General features: G+C 65.0%; 20 protein-coding genes. 8 read left to right on the plus strand and 12 right to left on the minus strand.

Annotated elements, in window-relative coordinates:
• The 5 genes from BH683_RS00425 to BH683_RS00445 all read right to left on the minus strand — a co-directional run.
• Nucleotides 1-578, minus strand: a 578-nt coding sequence (locus tag BH683_RS00425) for a DDE-type integrase/transposase/recombinase (RefSeq protein WP_143695939.1), incomplete at its 3' end; no start/stop codon positions are given.
• A 5-nt stretch (nucleotides 579-583) separates the two neighbouring features.
• Nucleotides 584-1060: a hypothetical protein gene (locus BH683_RS00430; protein WP_084834288.1), complete on the minus strand. Its 477-nt coding sequence runs from the start codon at nucleotides 1058-1060 to the stop codon at nucleotides 584-586.
• A gap of 122 nt (nucleotides 1061-1182) precedes the next feature.
• On the minus strand, nucleotides 1183-1815 hold the full coding sequence (locus BH683_RS00435) for a TetR/AcrR family transcriptional regulator (RefSeq protein ID WP_084834308.1): 633 nt from the start codon (nucleotides 1813-1815) through the stop codon (nucleotides 1183-1185).
• Nucleotides 1816-1836: 21 nt separating this feature from the next.
• A complete protein-coding gene (locus tag BH683_RS00440; protein ID WP_084834309.1) occupies nucleotides 1837-3645 on the minus strand; it encodes an FAD-dependent oxidoreductase in 1809 nt (602 codons plus the stop codon).
• Between the two features lie 222 nt (nucleotides 3646-3867).
• Entirely contained in the window at nucleotides 3868-5154 is a 1287-nt protein-coding gene (locus tag BH683_RS00445) for an adenylosuccinate synthase (RefSeq protein WP_084834310.1), read from the minus strand.
• Between the two features lie 165 nt (nucleotides 5155-5319).
• On the opposite strand from BH683_RS00445, the gene BH683_RS00450 reads away from it, so the two are divergent.
• The 3 genes from BH683_RS00450 (at nucleotide 5320) to glgX (ending at nucleotide 9035) form a co-directional block, all read left to right on the plus strand.
• Nucleotides 5320-6009: a hypothetical protein gene (locus BH683_RS00450; protein WP_246833124.1), complete on the plus strand. Its 690-nt coding sequence runs from the start codon at nucleotides 5320-5322 to the stop codon at nucleotides 6007-6009.
• Between the two features lie 25 nt (nucleotides 6010-6034).
• On the plus strand, nucleotides 6035-6823 hold the full coding sequence (locus tag BH683_RS00455; RefSeq protein WP_084834311.1) for a site-2 protease family protein: 789 nt from the start codon (nucleotides 6035-6037) through the stop codon (nucleotides 6821-6823).
• Between the two features lie 100 nt (nucleotides 6824-6923).
• Nucleotides 6924-9035 carry a glycogen debranching protein GlgX gene (gene glgX, locus BH683_RS00460; RefSeq protein WP_084834312.1) on the plus strand — a complete coding sequence of 704 codons (2112 nt, stop codon included), beginning with the start codon at nucleotides 6924-6926 and terminating at the stop codon, nucleotides 9033-9035.
• Nucleotides 9036-9110: 75 nt separating this feature from the next.
• Here the strand turns inward: glgX and BH683_RS00465 are convergent, their stop codons facing one another.
• The 3 genes from BH683_RS00465 to BH683_RS00475 all read right to left on the minus strand — a co-directional run bounded on the left by BH683_RS00465 (nucleotide 9111) and on the right by BH683_RS00475 (nucleotide 11671).
• Nucleotides 9111-10028 (minus strand): cation diffusion facilitator family transporter, encoded by a 918-nt coding sequence (locus tag BH683_RS00465; protein ID WP_084834322.1) that lies wholly within the window; start codon nucleotides 10026-10028, stop codon nucleotides 9111-9113.
• Between the two features lie 91 nt (nucleotides 10029-10119).
• Nucleotides 10120-11190 (minus strand): FUSC family protein, encoded by a 1071-nt coding sequence (locus BH683_RS00470; protein WP_246833125.1) that lies wholly within the window; start codon nucleotides 11188-11190, stop codon nucleotides 10120-10122.
• A 64-nt stretch (nucleotides 11191-11254) separates the two neighbouring features.
• A complete protein-coding gene (locus BH683_RS00475) occupies nucleotides 11255-11671 on the minus strand; it encodes a DUF3151 domain-containing protein (RefSeq protein WP_084834314.1) in 417 nt (138 codons plus the stop codon).
• 159 nt (nucleotides 11672-11830) lie between these two features.
• Between BH683_RS00475 and BH683_RS00480 the strand changes: the two genes are divergently transcribed.
• Nucleotides 11831-13327 (plus strand): DUF4878 domain-containing protein, encoded by a 1497-nt coding sequence (locus BH683_RS00480; protein WP_143695943.1) that lies wholly within the window; start codon nucleotides 11831-11833, stop codon nucleotides 13325-13327.
• Nucleotides 13328-13401: 74 nt separating this feature from the next.
• On the plus strand, nucleotides 13402-13872 hold the full coding sequence (locus BH683_RS00485) for a hypothetical protein (RefSeq protein WP_143695944.1): 471 nt from the start codon (nucleotides 13402-13404) through the stop codon (nucleotides 13870-13872).
• Here the strand turns inward: BH683_RS00485 and fbaA are convergent.
• Nucleotides 13869-14906, minus strand: coding sequence for a class II fructose-bisphosphate aldolase (fbaA, locus tag BH683_RS00490; protein ID WP_084834317.1), 1038 nt, complete (start codon nucleotides 14904-14906; stop codon nucleotides 13869-13871). The genes BH683_RS00485 and fbaA overlap by 4 nt on opposite strands.
• A 121-nt stretch (nucleotides 14907-15027) precedes the next feature.
• On the opposite strand from fbaA, the gene BH683_RS00495 reads away from it, so the two are divergent.
• Nucleotides 15028-15738, plus strand: a complete 711-nt coding sequence (locus BH683_RS00495; protein ID WP_084834323.1) for a VTT domain-containing protein — start codon at nucleotides 15028-15030, stop codon at nucleotides 15736-15738.
• 44 nt (nucleotides 15739-15782) lie between these two features.
• Here the strand turns inward: BH683_RS00495 and BH683_RS00500 are convergent, their stop codons facing one another.
• The 3 genes from BH683_RS00500 to BH683_RS00510 are packed head-to-tail and all read right to left on the minus strand — an operon-like array spanning nucleotide 15783 to nucleotide 19679.
• Nucleotides 15783-17318, minus strand: a complete 1536-nt coding sequence (locus BH683_RS00500; protein WP_084834318.1) for an acyl-CoA synthetase — start codon at nucleotides 17316-17318, stop codon at nucleotides 15783-15785.
• Nucleotides 17318-18196: a TetR family transcriptional regulator gene (locus BH683_RS00505; RefSeq protein ID WP_210405134.1), complete on the minus strand. Its 879-nt coding sequence runs from the start codon at nucleotides 18194-18196 to the stop codon at nucleotides 17318-17320. The genes BH683_RS00500 and BH683_RS00505 overlap by 1 nt, the downstream gene beginning before the upstream one ends.
• 37 nt (nucleotides 18197-18233) lie before the next feature.
• Complete coding sequence (locus BH683_RS00510) at nucleotides 18234-19679, minus strand: aldehyde dehydrogenase (RefSeq protein ID WP_084834320.1); 1446 nt, start codon at nucleotides 19677-19679, stop codon at nucleotides 18234-18236.
• Between the two features lie 571 nt (nucleotides 19680-20250).
• Between BH683_RS00510 and BH683_RS00515 the strand changes: the two genes are divergently transcribed.
• Both BH683_RS00515 and BH683_RS00520 read left to right on the plus strand, forming a co-directional pair.
• Nucleotides 20251-20727 carry a hypothetical protein gene (locus BH683_RS00515; RefSeq protein WP_084834288.1) on the plus strand — a complete coding sequence of 159 codons (477 nt, stop codon included), beginning with the start codon at nucleotides 20251-20253 and terminating at the stop codon, nucleotides 20725-20727.
• Nucleotides 20728-20732: 5 nt separating this feature from the next.
• Nucleotides 20733-21310 (plus strand): DDE-type integrase/transposase/recombinase (locus BH683_RS00520; RefSeq protein WP_143695939.1); only part of this gene is annotated, 578 nt, incomplete at its 3' end.

Below are 21310 nucleotides of genomic sequence, written 5' to 3' on the forward strand. Positions count from 1 at the left end.
GGGCCGTGCTCGGCGATGGCGGTGGTGAACATGTCGATCGCGGCGGGCTTGTTTTCGGTGTACTCGATGCGCCAGCAGACCGGGTGGCGGGAGAACACGTCGATCGCGAGGTAGAGCTTGTAGCGGTCGTCGTTGGTCGGGCCGTGCAGGTCGGTGATGTCCCAGGACCACAACTGACCCGGGCCGCTGGCATGAATGATTGGTTTGGATCGACTGTGGTTGCCGGGGCTGCTGTGGTGGCCGCGGCGGCGGTCACCGACCGTGCCGTAGCGCGCAGCGATCCGGTAGAACGTGCGTGGTGAGCAACCGATCTCACGCTTGTCGAAAGCGCGCCAATATGTTTGCTGCACAGACAGATCCGCGTATTCTTCACGGTTCAATATCTCGACAATGACCTCTTCTTCGGTGGCGGTCAGCGCAGCCGGCTGGAACCGCTGCGTGTGCGGCACCGGATCCTGGACCGGCTTGTAATGACGGTAACCGCGCTCGATCCGGTAGTAGGTCGAGCGAGCCAGACCGGTCAATGCGCATGCGGCTTTGACCCCGATCCAGGTGTGAGTGGCCAAGGCGGTGACCAACTCGGTCAGGAAAGATGATGTCGCTTGAGCCAGGCCTGGTACTGCTCGGCGCTCATCAACGCCGGTGGGATCTGCGGACCCTCGTCCTCGGTCGAGCTCTTGGTGATCCCGTCCAAGAGCTCGAAGGCTTTTCCCATGATCTCCAACGCCGCCTCGGACTGGGCGTTCTTCTTCTCCAACCGGGCGACTTTGGCGCGCAACCGGGCCAGCTCAGCGCGGTCTTGGCTGTCCATGCGGTCCCTCGTTTTGTCGGCGGCAGCGACCATCGAGTCACTGAACGCACCAGACTCGCGGGCCTCTAACCACTCTCGCACGGTCGCCCGAGTCAGGTTGTACTCACGCATCAACCGAGTCTTGGCGCCGCGTTGCACCGCCAGGTCCCAGCGCTGCAAAAACGCAACCCGGAACGCGATCGGGAACGACCGCCGCCCCTTCGCTGACCGTCCAATCGGGATATCGATCGGGGTATCCAACAAATCCATGTCACACTCCATCCCCACCACCCCTACCACACCTTGTGTCTTACGACCAGGATGGCAGAGAGGGCTGGAACCCCTGGGTTTGACCGGAACGAGTGGGTTTGCGGGCGGGTGACCTGGGTTTGTCAGTCGGGAAGCAGATATTCGGCGGTGAGCGTCTTCCACAACGGCAGGTGCGGGTCATCCCGCGGATCCCGGCGATCGAGGAGATACGTCATCGCCGCACCTCGCATGCTCGACAGCAGGATCGGATACAGCTCGTCGGTGCGGGGCGCGGCGGTCAACACCGGGCCGAGGAACGAGTCGACAGCCGTGCGGACCGTCGGACCCAGCTCCCGTTCGGCCGGCAGCAGTGCACTCCGCAACCGCTCGTTGGTGCGAGCCGCAGTCCACAGCTCGATCGAGGCGACGAAGTATGGCTGATGAAAGGTCGACCAACCGGTGTCGATACCGACCGAGATCCGTTCGATGGGATCCTCCGGCCACTCGACCCGCTGCGGCAGCTCTTCGATCCGCACCCGCGCCAGGTGATGCACGGCCGCCATCAGCAGGTCGTCGCGCGACGGAAAGTGGTGGAGCAGCCGCCCCCGCGAGACGCCGGCCGCCTCCTGGATGGCGAGCGTGCTGGCCTGCGCGTAGCCCTTGCTGACGAGAACATCGATGGCGGCGTCAAGAATTTGATTGCGGCTCTTCGTACTCTTGAGCTGTTGCACCCCGAGTTGCTGTGTGCCGCCCAGAGATACGGATCCGTCCGTCATGGAACAACACTACCGCTCCGATCAGACATCCATGATGTGCGGGAGCCCGGCCCGGTACCGGTCGCGGTCGGTCTGCTTGAACGGGTCCAGGAATGGCAACTCCCACAACGGGTGTACCGCGGCCCGCTCGGCATTGCTGCCCGACGCATCGAGGATCGCGTTGGCCACGCGCCTGCCCGATTCGTTCGCCCCCTCCATCGTCGCGAGGTCGATGTTGGTCCGGACGTGGTCGCCACCGATGAAGAAGTTCGGGATGGCGGTGTCGGCGGTGGGTCGGTGCTGGTAGGAGTCGGCCGTATTGACCATCAACGGCGTTGCGTTCGAAATGGTTGGATCCCAGGTGATTCCGGGATCGAGATGCCAGCTGACCAGTTCACTGTCCCGCAGGATCGGTGTCGACCCCCGGTTCAGCGCGCGGCTCATCTGCGCCCAGACCTCCTTGGCGATCTCTTCCTTGCTGCATTGCTTCGCGGTCTTGCCGTACAGGATTCCCGGGGTGTCCCAGTCGGAGACGTCCACCGACAGGCAGTCGTGCACCCGACCGTCGCCGTACTTGCGACCGAAGTCGACGTCCCACGGGCCGGCCTGGAACAGTCCGGTCAGCGCCCACGGGGTGCCGAGCGAGGCGATGTGGCTCGGCGGGACGTCGGAGCGCCTCGACAGGAAGTACTGGATGCCCACCATCCAGTCGTCCTGCAACTGCGCGATGCCCGCGAGCTCGGGCGCCGCCGACAGCACTGCGGGTTGCAGCAAGGGCTTGAGACGATCGAGTGGCATCGCCGCGACGTACCAGTCCGAGGTCACCGTCGACGATGACCCGGCACCGTCGGACACCTGAACTCCCGTGATCTGACCGCCCGCGACGTCGAATGCGGTGGCGCCCTGTCCCATCACGAACTGCACCCCACGGCCGCGGAGATAGTCGACCCACGGGTTGATCCAGGCGTGGTTGGTCGGGGCATTGAGAACCCGGTCGACACCGCCCCCGACGATCGTGCCTGCGTACTGACTGATCAACCCGGTCGCCGAGGTGACCAGCGCGAGACCGATCTGCCCGATCGTCCGTGCCGAACCCAGGTCGGGCTTCGCCGCAACCGTCGCCCTCGTCAGCGCGCTGACCAAGTACTTCTGGTAGGCGCTCGACTTGCCTTTCGCTTTGACGAACTCCATCCAGGACTGTTTTTCCCACTGCCCGAGCCTGCGCTCTTCGCAACTCGTGGCGATGATCAGCTCGCGGGTGACGAAGTACGCGAGCTCCTGCGGCGGGATGTCGCCCACGATCTTGAGAGATGTGGTGATCGAGTTGCGCAGGTTCTCGAGATTGACTATCGCACTGGCGTGTTCGACGAACCCGTTGACCGACTGCGGCACCGTGATCGGCGCATACCCGGCCTCGTCCAAGGCGATGACCGCACCTTCGACGTTGATCAGATGGGTGTCCTTGACGTTGCCACCACCGACCGCAATCCGCTCCATGGTGTCCGGCACGTGCTGATAGCAGCCGGGGAAGAACCGGAATCCGTGTTCGCCGGGAAGTGCGAGCCTGCCCCCTGCAGCAGTGTTCGGCACGTCCATGCTGCGAGCCTTGCCGCCGAGGAAGGCCGGTTCGTACACGGTGACCGAGAAGCCCCGCTCGATCAGCTCGTGCGCAACCGTCAACCCCGACATACCGCCGCCGAAGATCGCGACCCCTCGTCCGCGACCTGCCCCCGTCGGCGGTATGGCCCGCGCCGCCGGCCCCGTCAGCGACGGCACCACCAGCGTGGATCCTGCAACGGCAGCGCCTACCCCGGCGGCCTTCAACACCGTCCGCCGCGTGACCTGTTCCATGCCGCTCCCCCATCCTACAGTCAGTACTGACTGCTTCCCTGGAGTGATTTCTACCACAGGGCACGACGGAGTTCGGGACGATTTTCGAAATCAGTCCCGCCCGCGACGGCACCACCCACCCGTTTTTGCGCCACCCACCGGAAAGATCAGGTGGGCGGCGCGAAAACGGGTGGGTGGGGGCGGTGCTACTGGCCGAGAAGACGAGAGATCGAGCCGCTCGGGTCAGAGGATCTCGCGCCGGACGATCGTCTGATCGCGGCCCGGCCCGACGCCGATGCACGAGATGTGCGCCCCGGACAGTTCCTCGAGTCGCAGCACGTAGTTCTGCGCGTTCTGCGGCAGCTCGTCAAATGTCGTGCACTGGGAAATGTCTTCCCACCAGCCGGGCATCTCTTCGTAGATGGGCTTGGCGTGGTGAAAACCGGTCTGCGTCATCGGCATCTCGTCGACCCGGACACCGTCGACCTCGTATGCGACACAGATCGGAACGGTGTCGAGGCTCGAGAGGACGTCGAGTTTGGTCAGGAAGTAATCGGTGATGCCGTTGACCCGCGTCGCGTATCGGGCGATGACGGCGTCGAACCAGCCGCATCGGCGGGCGCGGCCGGTGGTGACACCGACCTCGCCACCGGTCTTGGCCAGGTAGGCGCCCCACTCGTCGAACAGCTCCGTCGGGAACGGGCCCGAGCCGACGCGGGTGGTGTACGCCTTGAGGATTCCGAGGACCGTGGTGATGCGGGTGGGTCCGATACCGGACCCGACGGCGGCACCGCCGGACGTCGGATTCGACGACGTCACAAAGGGATACGTGCCGTGGTCGACGTCGAGCAGGGTGCCCTGCGACCCTTCCAGCAGGACGGTCTCACCGGATTCGAGCGCCTGGTTGAGCAGCAGTCGGGTGTCGGCGATGCGGTGCTTGAAACCTTCGGCCTGGCCGAGGACCTCTTCGACGACCTTCACCGGGTCGAGTGCTCGCCGGTTGTAGATCTTGGTGAGGATCTGGTTCTTGATTTCCAGTGCGGCCTCGACCTTTTGGGTCAGGATGCTCTCATCGAGCACGTCGGCGACCCGGACGCCGACACGGGCGATCTTGTCCTGGTAGCAGGGCCCGATTCCGCGGCCCGTGGTGCCGATCTTCTTGTTACCGAGGAATCGTTCGGTGACCTTGTCGATGGCCACGTGGTACGGCATCAGCAGGTGGGCATCCGCGGAGATGAGCAGTCCGCTGGTGTCGACGTCGCGGTCTTCGAGACCGCCCAACTCGGTCAGCAGCACACCCGGGTCGACGACGACACCGTTACCGATGACGTTCTTGACTCCGGGGGTGAGAATCCCCGATGGGATGAGGTGCAGGGCGAATGTTTCGCCGTTGGGCAGAACCACGGTGTGCCCGGCGTTGTTTCCGCCCTGGTACCGCACCACCCACTGCAGGCGACCACCCAAGAGATCCGTGGCCTTGCCTTTACCTTCATCGCCCCACTGGGCGCCGATCAGCACGATCGCAGGCATGTACGCGCTCCTTCCGGACGACATGCAGATGCGCACGCCGAACCGTGGGTCAACCCTACTGGGTCGAGCCGACATTTACGTGATCGAGGTCTCTCGGGCAGGTCTGACGTGGCGGAATGGTACGCCGACGGCGATCCGTAGGATCGCAGGCGACGGGCGTGCGAGGTGAGCGAGGATGCGGTGGGACCAGGACAGATACAGGTGATCGCCGAGACCGGGGCACAGTCGGAGTTGATCCCGGCCGGCCTTCGACATGCCGACGCGGTGCGCGAGCGGGCGTCGATCATCGCCGCAGTCAACTCTGCAGTGGCAGATGAGTCGCTCACCCGACTCGTGGTGGTGGCCGGCCCCGAGCTCCCCGACGCCTTCTGCGCCGCCGTGGTCGGCCGGATCATGCTCGCCGAGCGCCTCGACCTCGAGATCGCACTGGTCCTGCCACACCCGACGCCGGCGAGCACGATCTACGGGTTGCCGACCGGGCCCGCGGCGACGGCGCTCGCGGTGGACGGTGCAGCCGAGGAGCTTCCCCTCATCCGCGACGACATGGCGATCGTCCTGCTCGGGCAGGCCAGGCAGCGTGGGGTCGAGGGGCCGTTCGAGGGTGAGAGTTACGTCGACAGCGACCTCCTGGTCCGAGGCAAGGCCAAGGCCGTCGTGATCGAACCGACCACGACGATGCCCGGTATCCGGGCGCGGCTCGACAAGCGGTTTCGCGCGAAGTGGCACCTCGGCCGGGCCGCGCAGACCGGCGCCCCCGCCCTGATCGTCGAACGTGACGGCATCACTGCACCGAGACCTACGAAACGGTCGACCTTCTATCGCCATCAACACAATTGGAAGCTGGTCCGGCCATGAGAGCTCACACCCACAGGGCCATCAGATGACCGCGGGCACCACGCGCGCCGTCGCCCGGGCCGTTCGGCCCGGGCCGGTTTTCCTGGGTGTGGTCGCCGCGACGGTCGTCGGTGGTGTGATCCTGTGGAACTCCGGTGGGCAGCGATCCGCCGTCGCGATCATCGGCGCCCTGCTCCTGGTGATCGGCGGATGGGTGGTGTCCCTGTGCCTGCACGAGTTCGCGCACGCCGTCACCGCTTTCAAGTTCGGCGACCACGGCGCAGAACTGCGCGGGTATCTGACCCTCAATCCCCTGAAGTATGCGCATCCCGGCCTCTCGATTGCTTTGCCGCTCTTGTTCATCCTGCTCGGTGGTATCGGATTCCCCGGCGGCGCCGTATATGTGAACCAGGCCGGTTTCACGAAGGTGCAGCGCAGTATCGTCTCGGCCGCGGGACCACTGACGAACATCGTGCTGGCGGCGATCCTGCTCGGTGTCATCGGGAGTCAGGACCTGTACGCGATCTTCCCCGAGCTCAACTTCTGGTCGGCGCTGTCGATGCTGGCCATCCTGCAGATCACCGCAGCGCTGCTGAATCTGCTACCGATCCCCGGCCTCGACGGCTACGGCATCATCGAGCCGTATCTCTCGCACGAGACCCGCAGCAAGGTGGCACCGGTCGGCCAATACGGATTCTTGATCATCTTCGGCCTCCTGCTGATCCCACCGCTGAACCGGGCGTTCTTCGACTTCATCTACTCGTTGTTCGAACTCGGCGGCGCCGACCGCGCTCTCGCGTCCTGGGGCTGGCAGTTGTTTGTTTTCTGGCGCTAGCGGGTAGCTCCCGGCGGTCAGCATCGGCGCTGTCGTCTCAGCATGTCCACCCCGACGCCAGTAGGCTCGAAATCCCCCGTCCGATGCCAGGAGGCACAACTTGCAGATCCGACCGGGTACCGCCTATCCGCTGGGAGCCAACTACAGCGGGGCAGGTACCAATTTCGCCGTGTTCAGTGAGGTCGCGGAGCGGGTGCAGCTGTGCCTGATCGACGACGACGGCACCGAAACCCAACTCGACCTGCTCGAGCGCGACGGTTTCGTCTGGCATGGCTTCTTGCCGGGCGTCGAGCCCGGGCAGCGTTACGGGTACCGGATCCACGGTCCCCACGATCCCGCCCAGGGGCAACGGTGCAACCCGAACAAACTGCTGCTCGATCCCTACGCCAAGGCGATCGACGGCAAGTTCGAGTGGGCAGAAGCGGTGTTCGGATACAAGTTCGACGACCCGTCATCTCGCAACGACGAGGACTCGGGGCCGTACATGCCCAAGTCCGTGGTGATCAACCCGTTCTTCGATTGGGGTGTCGACCGCCCGCCAAGACACTCCTACCCCGACACGGTCGTCTACGAGGCCCACGTCAAGGGGCTCACCGAGACCCACCCGGGTATCCCCGAGGAACTCCGCGGAACGTACGCCGCCATCGCGCACCCCGCGATCCTGGACCACTTGACCGAGTTGGGGGTCACCGCACTCGAGTTGATGCCGGTCCACCACTTCGCGGACGACTCGGTGCTGCAGGACAAGGGCCTCTCGAACTACTGGGGCTACAACACCATCGGCTTCTTCGCACCGGACTCCAAGTACTCCCGGACCGACTCCCTGTCGGGTCAGGTGCAGGACTTCAAGTCCATGGTGAAGGCGGTTCACGAGGCCGGCATCGAGATCATCCTCGACGTCGTCTACAACCACACCGCCGAGGGCAATCACCTCGGACCGACGTTGTCGTTCCGGGGTCTGGACAACGCGTCGTATTACCGGCTGGTCGAAGACGACCAGCAGTACTACATGGATTACACCGGTACGGGTAACACCCTCAACGTCCGGCACCCGCATTCGCTGCAGCTGTTGATGGATTCGCTGCGATACTGGGTCACCGAGATGCACGTCGACGGCTTCCGATTCGACCTCGCGTCGGCCCTCGCCCGCGAGTTCTACGACGTCGACCGGCTGTCGAGCTTCTTCGACCTCATCCAGCAGGACCCGATCGTCAGCCAGGTCAAGCTCATCGCCGAGCCGTGGGATGTCGGACCCGGTGGCTATCAGGTGGGCAACTTCCCGCCGCAGTGGACGGAATGGAACGGCAAATATCGCGACACCGTCCGCGACTTCTGGCGCGGCGAACCCGACACCTTGGGTGAGTTTGCCTCACGCATAACAGGTTCGGCCGACATGTACGAGCACGACGGTCGTCGCCCCGCGGCATCGATCAACTTCGTGACCGCACACGATGGCTTCACGCTGCGAGACCTGGTGTCGTACAACGAGAAACACAATGAGGAGAACGGCGAGGACAGCGCGGACGGCGAGAGCCACAACCGGTCGTGGAACTGCGGCGTCGAAGGCGAGACGGACGATCCGGAGATCTTGACGTTGCGAGCGCGCCAGAGCCGCAACATGATCGCGACCCTGCTCCTGTCGCAGGGTGTCCCGATGATCAGCCACGGCGACGAACTCGGCCGCACGCAGCAGGGCAACAACAACGGGTACTGCCAGGACAACGAACTGACGTGGATCGACTGGGAGAACGTCGACACCGACCTGCTCGCCTTCACCCAGAAGGTCACCGCACTGCGCGCCGCACACCCGGTCTTCCGTCGCCGCCGGTTCTTCGAGGGCCGGCCGATGCAGCGTTCCGCCGACGCCCTGCCCGACATCGCCTGGCTCCGTCCCGACGGCAGCGAGATGACCGAGGACGACTGGTCGGTCGACTTCGGCCGCGCCGTGGGGTTGTTCCTGAACGGCAGCGCCATCCCCGAGGTCGACGACTTCGGCGAGCGGATCACCGACAGTTCGTTCCTACTGCTGCTCAGTGCGCACTACGAGCCCATCGACTTCGCGGTGAATGCGGAGTACGGCGAGCAGTGGGAGGTCGTGATCGACACGATGAACCCTGACGAGGAAGCAGATCCGTTGCCGGCTCCCGCGACGATCACCGTCGGGCCCCGTGCGATCACCGTCCTGCGTCGCATCGAGCCCGAAGACACCTGATCGCACCCCCGATGATGTGCCCTTGTGGCGAGGGAAAGCCCAGGTGGGCTCCGCCAGAAGGGCACATCATCGGAGCTACCAGGTGATCTTCTTGTGGCAGTCGGCCTGCATTCCGACGGGATCGACCTGAATGGTGGCGTGGGTCAGTCCATGGGAATCGAGGACTTCGCGGGCTGCGCTGAGGACGACGGCGTTGTCCGCGGTGGCGGTGACGTGCACCGTGGCGACGTCCATGCCGGTGGTCAGGGTCCAGATGTGCAGGTCGTGGACCTCGGTGACCCCTTCCAGGGCGGTGAGGTCGGCGCGGACCCCGTCCACGTCGACGTGCTGGGGCGCCTGCTGAGCCAGGATGCGCAGGGCGTCGAGCGCCAGCCGAACAGCCCTGGGTGCCACCCACAGTGCGATCAGCACGGCCACGACGAGGTCGGCATACGGCCAGCTGGTCGTCATGGTGACGATGCCTGCGATCAGCACCCCGATCGAACCGACCGCGTCGGCGAGCACCTCCATGTACGCGCCGCGGACCGCGATGCTGCCCTTGGAATCGCTACGGAGTAGCAGCATCACGACGATGTTCGCGGCGAGGCCGATCAGCGCGACGATCACCAGGGTCAGCCCGGGCACCTGTGGATCGGTGCCGATCCGTTCCACCGCCTCGTAGAGGACGAAGACCGCGACCCCGATCAGCAGTACCGCATTGGCGACGGCGGTGAACACCTCCGCGCGATGCCAGCCGAAGGTCTTCACACCGTCTGAGCTGCCATGTCGACCGAGCAGCAGCGCACCGAGGCCCATGAGCATCGCGACCACATCCGTGAGCATGTGCCCGGCGTCGGCGATCAGGGCCAACGAGTTGACCGTGATGCCGACTGTCAGTTCCACCACGAAGAAGACGGAGATGATGATCGCCCCGACCACCATCGGCCAGAGCCTGCGCTCGGTCCCGTCGGCCTCGTCGGAAGCGCCAGGACCGTGGCTGTGCGTGTGACCCATCAGTTCGTTCCCCTGTTCTTGCCCCGACACCAGGACCGAAGACCAATATATGCATGATCTTGCATGTGTTGCAAGACCGGGCTGCCCGGCCCTACCTCAACGTGGCCATCGCCGAGACCCGCGAGAGCCCGCAGGCCATCAAGAGGTCGACGAGTGTCGAGCGGATCTGGGCGAGGATCACCGTCTCCGACAACGCACTCCCCTCGACCAACTCGGGTTTGGTCCGGCGCGCGATGCTCCGCAGCACCCTGGCCGCCTCCGCCTGGTCGGGCATCTGCCCGGGATCGGCCAGCATCATGTCGTTGAGGACATCGAAGGCGTGGCCGAGCTGTCCGATCAGGTCGACGATCTCGGGTTTGATCTTCTGACCACGTTCGGTCGAGGACGCGGCGCGACGTGTCAGCACGCGGACGTTCCGGACGGCGTTGTCGATCGGATCGGCCATCGCCGTGACGCGATCGAGTCGCGAGCGACGGGCCCAGTGCAGCGGCGAGATCCGGCTGATCTCCTGGCCTCCGGAGATGTCCGACCGCAGCGCGTCGATACCGGCCTGGGTGGTGCGGGCGTTCTCGAGCGCTTCGCTGAGCCGCTCGTGGTCCATGCGCCGCAGACCTTCGGCGACCTCGGCGAGTACGTCCGACATCGTGGTCAGCACGTTGGCGGCGTCGCGGCGAGCGCGCAGGACGGGGTGGGTGGGGACGAGTGCGACCACGACGATCGCGACCAGCCCACCGATGAGTGCGTCGATCACCCGGTGGTAGCCGTCCACTCCGCCCGGTGGCAACAGGGTGGCCACCAGCACGGCCGAACTCGCCGCCTGGATCGGGACCAGGGGCCCCTTGTCGACGAGCACCGCGCACAACATCGCGATGGCGACGACGACCATGATCTGCCAGGTCCCCGAGCCGATCACCGAGATGATCAGGTCACCGACCGCGACGCCGACGGTGACACCGATGGCCACCTCGAGGGCACGACGCCAGCGCTGACCCAGCGACAGCCCGAGGGACACGACCGCAGCGATAGGCGCGAAGAAGGGCCGTTCGTGATCGAAGACCTGACTGGCGATCCACCACGCGAGCCCAGCCGCGAGAGAGCATTGCAGGACTGGGAGCAGCGAGAGCCGCACGCGGTGCAGTGGAGCCCGCACGCGCGGCGGCAACCGGTCACGGCCGAGGGTCGGGAGGAGCTTTATCCGCTCGACCGGCGGACCGCTCGGTGGCGGCTCAGGCGAGGCCGAGCTCGCCGGCGGCTGCGGGGTCACTTTCGTTCAACAGGTCGAGGCAGCGGAGGTACTCGTCTTCTTCGCCGATGATCTGTGCAGCCCGCGCCAGCACCCCGACGCAGCGCAGGAAGCCCTGGTTCGGTTCGTGACTCCACGGCACCGGACCGAAGCCCTTCCAGCCGTGGCGGCGCAGCTGATCGAGACCGCGGTGGTAGCCGGTGCGCGCGTACGCGTATGCGGTGATGGTGGCGCCGTCTTTCAGGGCGGCCTCGGCGAGGGCGCCCCAGGCGACAGAGGCGGTGGGATGTGCGGCGGCGACGGCAGCAGGGTCGGCTCCATCGAGCAGTTCCGACTCCGCCTCGTCGTCTCCGGTCAACAGGGTGGGCTGGGGGCCGAGAAGATCTCCGAACGACGTCATCGACCCATTGTCGCAGCTCCACTCACGGCCCGGGCCACCCGTCCGGTCGACGATCCATTCGATAGGGTGGGCCCGACGCTGCGCAGGTACGTCTGGCCGAACATCGGCAACGACCTCGCACTTTCTTATCGATGTCGCTCGAGGACGGGGACCTGGTGCATGTCACATCCTAATGATGAAGGCAATTCTGTTGTCAGCCGCGCACTTTCGGCCATCCGTAAGCGTCGCGAAGGCAAGACAGGCCCGGGTCAGGCCTCGTCGCAGGATGAAGCACCACGTACAGAACACTCACCACAGGGGGAACAGTTGTCGCAGGAAGAACCGGGCCGGGATACGCCGACGGCACCCGTCGACGATTCGACCGACATTCCAGCGACCGAATCCGAGACACCCGCCGCCGCTGAAGTGACCGAGGAGGACTCCACCGCCGAACCCTCCGAAGATCCGACTTCGGAAGCCCCCGCCGAGTCGCCGTCGGCCGCCGACGCACCAGAACCGACAAGCGACGAGGACGTCCCGGAAGACGAAGAAGAAACCCGGGTCGACGAGGACGCCTTGGTCGACGAAGAACCTGTGGCCGACCAGGACCCCTCGGTTGACGAAGATCCCGGGGTCGACGAAGGCCCTGTAGTCGACGAAGAAGCCGGGGTCGACGATGAAGCCGGGGGCGATCCAGCTCCGACTGAGGCACCGCAGACCGTCGCGGCGCCGGTTGCGACCGAGGCTTCGTCCCCGGAATCGTCACCGGTCGAAGAATCGACCACAGAACAGGCACCTGCTGAGCCCTCACCCGCGGAGTTGGCGGCCGATGAGGCGGTCGACGACACCGCCGAAACCGAATCCATCGCGACGGCGGATTCCGAAGCCGACACCGTCGCCATCGTCGCCGGCGACACCGGCGTACCCGGGGATGACAACGAGACCGCCGAGTTCGCGGCGGTGCCGCCGGTCGGCCTCCAGAAGACCTCCTCCGCCGATCCGCAGCCGCCCGCCGTCGGATCGCCGGCGGACGAGAGCGAAACCCAGGTCATCGCCACCGATTCGGCTGCGCCGACCGAGGTCATCGACGCGCAGACCGAACGGATCGACGTCACGAAGGCTTCGCGTCCGCAGGAACGTCCGGCCCAGGCAACGGGGTGGAAGGCCGAACCGTCCACGCCTCAGTACATCGCCCCTGGGGGCACGCCGCAGGACCGGCCGAGTGGTGTCCCACCCAAGAAATCTCGCAAAGGGCTCTGGTTCGGTCTCGCGGCGCTGATCGTGATCATCGGTGTGGTGGCCGCCGTCATCGGTGTGGTCGCCGCCAACAAGGAAGAATCGGTGCCCGCGGCCGACGTCGCGGCGGACACTGCGCTGGAATACACGGCGGCGCTCCGTGACGGAGACATCGTCGTCCTCCGCTCGATCACCTGCGGCGAAGCGCAGGCGCGTTTCGCGGGCATCTCCGACGAGGAGTTCGCCGAAGATCACCGAACCCAGGAGGCCAACAACGAATTGGTCGGGGTCGATGGGGTCAAGGCATCCAAGATCGTCGAAGACGGCAACAGCGCGGTGGTCGAGGTGATCGCGTTCAAGACCGCCACGCCCGATCAGAAGCTCGACGTCGCTCTGACCCTGAGCAAGATCGACGGCGAATGGAAGGTCTGCAAGGCGTAGCGGCGTACCACTGATCGAATGACTGCGCCCGCATGTGCTCTTCACTGATACAGCGCGGCGGATAGGCTCATCACGTGCCCTCTCCGGAAGACCGGCGGCCTGCTGGTCCACCCCGACCCGCCCACCGGGTGGTGAACGCGGCGACCCTGCCGATCGCGTCGCAGCGCCCACCGGCCTCGGTTCCCCATCGAGATCACGAGCCGCCGACCCGGCCGAATCCGGTCCCGCGTCAGGGCCCACCGCCGCAACCCGCACCTCCGCTGACCCGCCGGCCACCTGCTCCCCCCGAGCAGCAGCGCCGGCCGGGTCACCGGCCGGTCCCCGGCCACTACGTCCAGCGGCCCGAGCACTACGTTCAGCGCCCCGAGCACTACGGCGTCCCGCCGACACAACAGATCCCGTTCGCGGCTGATCCGTACCCGTTCGATCCACCACGCATGACAACGACACAGCGGCCACACCGCCGGGTGGATACCTCGGTCTTGTGTGCGGCCGCTGCGTTGGTGCTGCTGGGTGTCGCTGTCTTGGTGGGGATACTTCTCTAGGCGCTGATGGACTTGCCCGTCGACTTGAGGTCGGTGCACGCCTCGATGACGCGCTCGGTCATCGACGCCTCCGCCTTCTTGTTGTAGACGCGGGGGTCGTAGACCTTCTTGTTGCCCACGTCGCCATCGACCTTGAGGACGCCGTCGTAGTTGGCGAACATGTGACCGGCGATCGGCCGGGTGTACGCGTACTGGGTGTCGGTGTCGACGTTCATCTTGATGACGCCGTAGCCCAGGGCCTCCTCGATCTCGCTCTTGAGAGACCCGGATCCACCGTGGAAGACGAAGTCGAAGGGCTTGGCGCCGGCGGGCAGACCGAGCTTCTTGACGGCAACTTCCTGGCCGATCTTGAGGACCTCGGGACGCAGTTTGACGTTGCCCGGCTTGTAGACGCCGTGGACGTTGCCGAAGGTCGCGGCCAGCAGGTAACGGCTACCGGAATCGCCGGCACCGAGTGCTTCGAGGGTGGCCTCGAAGTCTTCGGCCGTGGTGAACAGTTTGTCGTTGATCTCGTTCTCGACACCGTCCTCTTCACCGCCGACGACACCGATCTCGATCTCCAGGATGATCTTGGCGGCTGCGGCCTTGGCCAGCAGATCCTTGGCGATCTCCAGGTTCTCGTCGAGCGGCACCGCGCTGCCGTCCCACATATGCGACTGGAACAGCGGGTTCTTTCCGGCGTCGACGCGCTCCTGGGAGATCGCGAGCAGCGGGCGCACGTAAGTGTCGAGCTTGTCCTTGGGGCAGTGGTCGGTGTGCAGCGCCACGGTCACGCCGTACTTCTCGGCGACGACGTGGGCGAACTCGGCCAGCGCGACAGCGCCCGTGACCATGTCCTTGACACCCAGGCCCGACCCGAACTCTGCGCCACCGGTGGAGAACTGGATGATGCCGTCACTGCCTGCATCCGCGAAACCCTTGAGGGCGGCGTTGATGGTGTTCGACGAGGTGCAGTTGATCGCGGGAAAAGCGAACCCGCCTTCTTTGGCCGCGTTGAGCATCTGTGCATATTGTTCGGGCGTTGCGATGGGCATATGTCCTCCAGCTGCGGTTCGTTGTTTTCTCCGCCCAAGTATGGCAAGTGTGTCCGGTTGCCGTGCCCCCCGGATCGACGGTTTGGGATTCGGACACCTGCAACCGGTACCCTTGGGCCCTGTGATCGAGACTGTGCTTGCCCAGACCACCACTGAAGTGGCGTTACTGCCTGGGTTCCTGGACCCGGTCAACCTGTTGAATTCATTCGGGACCTGGATGTTGGGCGGACTCCTCCTCGTCGTCTTCATCGAATCCGGATTGCTGTTCCCGCTGCTCCCCGGCGACTCCCTGCTTTTCACCGCAGGTCTGATCGTCGCCGCCAAGTCGACCGAGATCGAACCGTTCGCCCCGCTCTGGGTCTTGCTGGTGACCATCCCGATCGCCGCGTTCCTCGGTGATCAGGTGGGTTATTTCCTCGGTAACCGCTTCGGCTACTCCCTGTTCAAACCGGACGCCAAGGTCCTCAAGACGAAGTACATCGAAGAGGCCCACGAGTTCTTCGAGAAGCACGGCCCGATCACCATCTTCCTGGCCCGCTTCGTGCCCATCGTGCGGACGTTCGCGCCTCTGGTGGCGGGCGCCGCCCGGATGAAGTACCGGACGTTCCTCACCTACAACATCGTCGGCGCGATCGTGTGGGGCGCGGGTGTGACCCTGCTCGGTTTCTGGCTCGGCCAGATCACCTTCATCCAGGAGAACATCGACTACATCTTCTTGCTGATCGTCTTCGTCTCGGTGCTGCCCATCATCAGCGAGATCTTCAAGCGCTACCGCCGCCGTGGGGACCAGCCGCAGCCCGCGACCGAGGCGCCGTCGGACTCCCCCACCTGACATCAGATGCACCTGGTTAGGTGCTTTTGTGCGCGGGCCGAACGTCAGCCGACGAACTGGTTCTTCAGATCACCCTTGGCTAGTTTGCCTGTCGGGGTCCGGGGCAGGCTGTCGACGAAGATCAACGTGCGAGGGACCTTGAACCGGGCCAGGCGTTCTCCGGTGAACCGCAAGAGATCATCGGAGAATTCGGGGGATCCGTCGACCCCGTCCACAGTCTGGACGGCCGCCAGGACCGTCTCCCCCATCTCGTCGTCGGGAACACCGACCACCGCGACGTCGAGCACCTTCGGGTGCCCGGCCAGAACGTTTTCGATCTCCTGCGGATAGATGTTCACGCCGCCCGAGATGATCATGAACGTGGCCCGGTCGGTGAGGAAGAGGTACCGGTCCTCGTCGAGGTAGCCGACGTCGCCGGTGGTCGCCCAGTTGTCGTGGTCGGGATGCTGCGCCGATTTCGTCTTCGCGGGGTCGCCCCAGTACTCGAACGGCATCGTCTCCCGCTCGAAGTAGATGACCCCGACCTCGCCGGCAGGCAAGTCAATGCCGTCGTCGCCGCATATGTGGACGGTGCCGATCCAGCCGTCGCGACCGACCGATCCCGGCTTGCGGAGCCACTCCTCGCTGTCGATCATGGTCATCCCCGCGAGCTCGGTGGACGAATAGTATTCCAGCAGAATAGGTCCCCACCAGTCGATCATTGCCCGTTTGACATCGACGGGGCATGGGGCCGCCGCGTGAATCGCCTGCTGGAGGCTGGAGTGGTCGTACTTGTCGCGGATGTGCGCGGGCAGCCTCAGCATCCGCACGAACATCGTCGGCACCCATTGACTGTGGGTGATCCGGTACTGCTCGATGTATTTGAGCGCGGCTTCGGCGTCGAAGCGGTCCATGATGACCGCGGTGCCGCCGATGGCCTGGATCGCGGCGGCGGTACGCAGTGGCGCAGCGTGATACAGCGGTGCCGGCGACAGATAGACGGTGTCGGAGTCCATCCCCCACAGGTCCCGGACCATGTGCACCATCGTGTCGCCCTCGTCGCCGACCTGGCGATTCGGCAGTGACGGCGCGATGCCCTTCGGCTTGCCCGTCGTGCCGGACGAATACAGCATGTCGGCGCCGCGGGGCTGGTCATCCAGCGGCTCGTCGGACACGTCCGCGAGCGCTTCATCGAGGTCGGCGTACCCGGCCGATGTGCCGCCGAACGAGAGCCGGTGACGCACGTCGGGGGTCAGGGCGACGACCTCACCGGCAAGTGCACCCAGCGACGCGGACACCACGAGGCACGTCGCCTGCGAATCCTCGACGATGTATGCGACCTCAGACGGCGTCAGGTGTCGATTGATCGCGGTCAGGTACAGCCCCGACCGCATTGCCGCCCAGTAGGTCTCGAAGATGCGCGGATTGTTGTCGCTGAGCAGGGCGATGTGGTCACCGCGCCGCAGCCCCAGCGAACGGAAGTACCTGGCAAGCTTCACCGAACGACTCTCGAGTTCGGCGTAGGTCAGTACCTCACCCGTCCCGGCCATGATGACCGCCGGCTTGTCCGGGTAAGAGATCGAATGCGCGCCTGGATACATCAGCGGGCTCCCTTCTGGGTGTCGGATGGCACTGTGCCCCGTACAATGTCCAAGGAGAATTGGGTATACGAACGTGCGATGTCCGCAGGCCTCGCCGGCCCGTCCGGACGGAACCAGTTCGCGACGCTCATGCACATCGTCACCACCGCACGCGACGACTGCTTCGGCTGGGTCGTCCCGAACTCACCGGCTTCAACCGCGCCGAGCACCTCGATGTCGACGAGGCGTTGCACCGCAGTCCTTTTGGCAGCGATACTCGCCCGACTGTCGGCCTCGAGGCTGCGCATCTCGCTACCACACACGAACGACAGTTCGCGCCGATAGGTGTGATAAAGCACCAAGCATTCGACCATCAACGCGAAACGTGTTGCCGCGCAATCACCGCCATCATCGCGGGCCGCCGTCATCCTGTCGATGAGGTCGGTCATCGTGCTGTCCATCAGTGAATAGAGCATGGCCTGCTTGCTCGGATGATGGTGATAGAGCGCAGGCACACTCAGGTGCGCGGCCTCTGCGATGTCCCGAACGGAGCAACCGTGGTAACCCTTGGCCATGATGCACGCCAGGGCCGCGTCGAGGATGGGATCGTGCGGTGTCGGCTCGTACTCACGCCACCGAGCGACTGCGGCGGTGCTCATCGGCACCCGCATGGTGTCGACGAGCCCGTCTTCGTCGAGCAGTGCAGCAATCGAGATGTCGAGAACCTCACTGACAGCGAACATCCGGCTCACGCTCACCGCGGTCCGGCCGTTTTCGAGCGCCGACAACGTGGCCGGACTGACATCGAGACGACGCGCCATCTCCCGTAACGAAACCTGCCGGTGTTCGCGGTGGGTTCGGATCCGGCGGCCGACCTCCTGGTCACTGGGAGCGGGCATCAGGCCGGCCGCACTGATGAATACGGGAAGTGAGCCATCACTCGGCGAGGAAGATCGACTTCAGACTGTAATACGCGGCCAGACCTTCAGGACCGAGTTCTCGGCCCAGGCCACTCGACTTGACCCCACCGAACGGCGACCCGAAGTCGAGCGCATAGCTGTTCACGCCAAAGGATCCGGTCTGGATCTGACGGGCCACATCGAGTCCGCGAGCGGAGTCGGCTGTCCATACCGTGCCGCCGAGTCCGAACTCGGAGTCGTTGGCCATCGAGATGGCCTCTGCCTCACCGTCGTACGGCATCACCGTCAGGACCGGCCCGAAAATCTCCTCGCGGGCGATGGTTGTGGTGTTGTCGGTGTTGGCGAACACGGTCGGTTCGACGAACCATCCACGATCGAGTCCGCTGGGTCGGCCACCACCGGTGGTCAGCGTCGCGCCCTCATTGCGTCCGGCATCGACGTAAGACAACACCCGGTCACGCTGCTTCTCGCTGACGAGGGGCCCGATGAAGGTAGAAGGATCCAGCGGGTCACCGACGGGCAGCGAACCGACCATCGCGGTGATCGCATCCACGAAATCCTGGTAGCGACCTTTCGGCGCGAGGATACGCGTTGACATGTAACACGTTTGGCCGCTGTTGAGCAGAGAAGCGGTCGCCAATCCGGTGACGGTCGACTCGATATCGGCGTCGTCGAGGATCAGTGCGGCGGACTTGCCACCCAACTCCAGGGTGACCGGGCGCAGCAGTCGCCCACACACCTCGCCGATCTGGCGACCCGCGGCGGTCGATCCGGTGAATGCGACCTTCTGGACACCCTGGTGGGCGACCAGGTATTTGCCGATGTCAGGGCCACCGGTGACGACGTTGAGGACGCCGGCGGGCAGTCCTGCTTCGATGGCGGCATCGGCGAGCAGGAACGAGTCGAGGACGGTCTCCGGCGACGGCTTGAGGACGACGGAGCACCCGGCGGCGAGGGCCGGAGCGATCTTGAACGCGGCGAGTACAGACGGGAAGTTCCACGGGGCGATGGCGGCAACGACGCCGACCGGTTCCTTGCGGACCACGGTAGTGCCCGGGCCGGGGAATGCGACGCGTCGTTCTTCCAGGGAGGCGTCACGGATCAGTCCCGCGAAGTAGCGGAGCAGCAACGCAGGCATGGGTCCCTCGGCCATCCCGGCGATCGCGATCGGCATCCCGTTCTGCCGCGACACGACAGTGGCCCGCTCGTCTGCACGCTTGTCGACGGCGTCCGCGAAGCGCTCGATCAGATCGGCGCGCTCGGACTGCGAGATTCCCGCCCACGCCGGGTCGACGAGGGCGGCACCCGCTGCCGCTACCGCGTTGTCGACATCCGCAGGCGCCGACGCGGGCACCTGACCGATCTGCTCCTCGGTGGCAGCGGAGTGGACAGCAAGGACGTCGGTGGTCGACGGCTCCTGCCAACGTCCACCGATGAACAGTTTCGGGTACGAGTACTCCACTGGGTCCAACTTTCTCTATCGGCGATCCGCGGGTCCGGACGAGAACCGGCGAGGTCGTTCAATTCCCGCAGTGTTCAGATTTACTGAACACTTTGACGTCGTCGAAGCAGGTGTGTGGCCCGCCACATTTCCGACGGTAATCCGCACGCTGATGCTTGTCAAAGTTTGAACACCGCCGGACCACGGGCGCCCCCGAAGGTCAAAGATCTACCGTTTCGGCCGGTTGACAGATCGATTGTTCGGTAGGTGGGTGCGCCAGGGGCCGGAAGCCGAAGGAAGCACCCATCGACGAGCGCAGGCACTGGACCGCCGAGGAGGCCCCTCAACCACCCTCCCCCACCCGAATTCGCACCGCCCACCGGCAATTGCGAGTGGCTCCCGCGAAAACGGGTGGGTGGGGGCACTACCTAGCCAGCGCGAAAACAGGTGGGTGGGGCGCAACCTGCCCCCAACCAACCCCACCCAACCAACCTCCCCCACCCGAATTCGCACCACCCACCGGAAATACCCTCTCTGCCATCCTGGTCGTAAGACACAAGGTGTGGTAGGGGTGGTGGGGATGGAGTGTGACATGGATTTGTTGGATACCCCGATCGATATCCCGATTGGACGGTCAGCGAAGGGGCGGCGGTCGTTCCCGATCGCGTTCCGGGTTGCGTTTTTGCAGCGCTGGGACCTGGCGGTGCAACGCGGCGCCAAGACTCGGTTGATGCGTGAGTACAACCTGACTCGGGCGACCGTGCGAGAGTGGTTAGAGGCCCGCGAGTCTGGTGCGTTCAGTGACTCGATGGTCGCTGCCGCCGACAAAACGAGGGACCGCATGGACAGCCAAGACCGCGCTGAGCTGGCCCGGTTGCGCGCCAAAGTCGCCCGGTTGGAGAAGAAGAACGCCCAGTCCGAGGCGGCGTTGGAGATCATGGGAAAAGCCTTCGAGCTCTTGGACGGGATCACCAAGAGCTCGACCGAGGACGAGGGTCCGCAGATCCCACCGGCGTTGATGAGCGCCGAGCAGTACCAGGCCTGGCTCAAGCGACATCATCTTTCCTGACCGAGTTGGTCACCGCCTTGGCCACTCACACCTGGATCGGGGTCAAAGCCGCATGCGCATTGACCGGTCTGGCTCGCTCGACCTACTACCGGATCGAGCGCGGTTACCGTCATTACAAGCCGGTCCAGGATCCGGTGCCGCACACGCAGCGGTTCCAGCCGGCTGCGCTGACCGCCACCGAAGAAGAGGTCATTGTCGAGATATTGAACCGTGAAGAATACGCGGATCTGTCTGTGCAGCAAACATATTGGCGCGCTTTCGACAAGCGTGAGATCGGTTGCTCACCACGCACGTTCTACCGGATCGCTGCGCGCTACGGCACGGTCGGTGACCGCCGCCGCGGCCACCACAGCAGCCCCGGCAACCACAGTCGATCCAAACCAATCATTCATGCCAGCGGCCCGGGTCAGTTGTGGTCCTGGGACATCACCGACCTGCACGGCCCGACCAACGACGACCGCTACAAGCTCTACCTCGCGATCGACGTGTTCTCCCGCCACCCGGTCTGCTGGCGCATCGAGTACACCGAAAACAAGCCCGCCGCGATCGACATGTTCACCACCGCCATCGCCGAGCACGGCCC

Source organism: Williamsia sp. 1138 (genome assembly GCF_002095435.2).
GTDB lineage: Bacteria > Actinomycetota > Actinomycetes > Mycobacteriales > Mycobacteriaceae > Williamsia.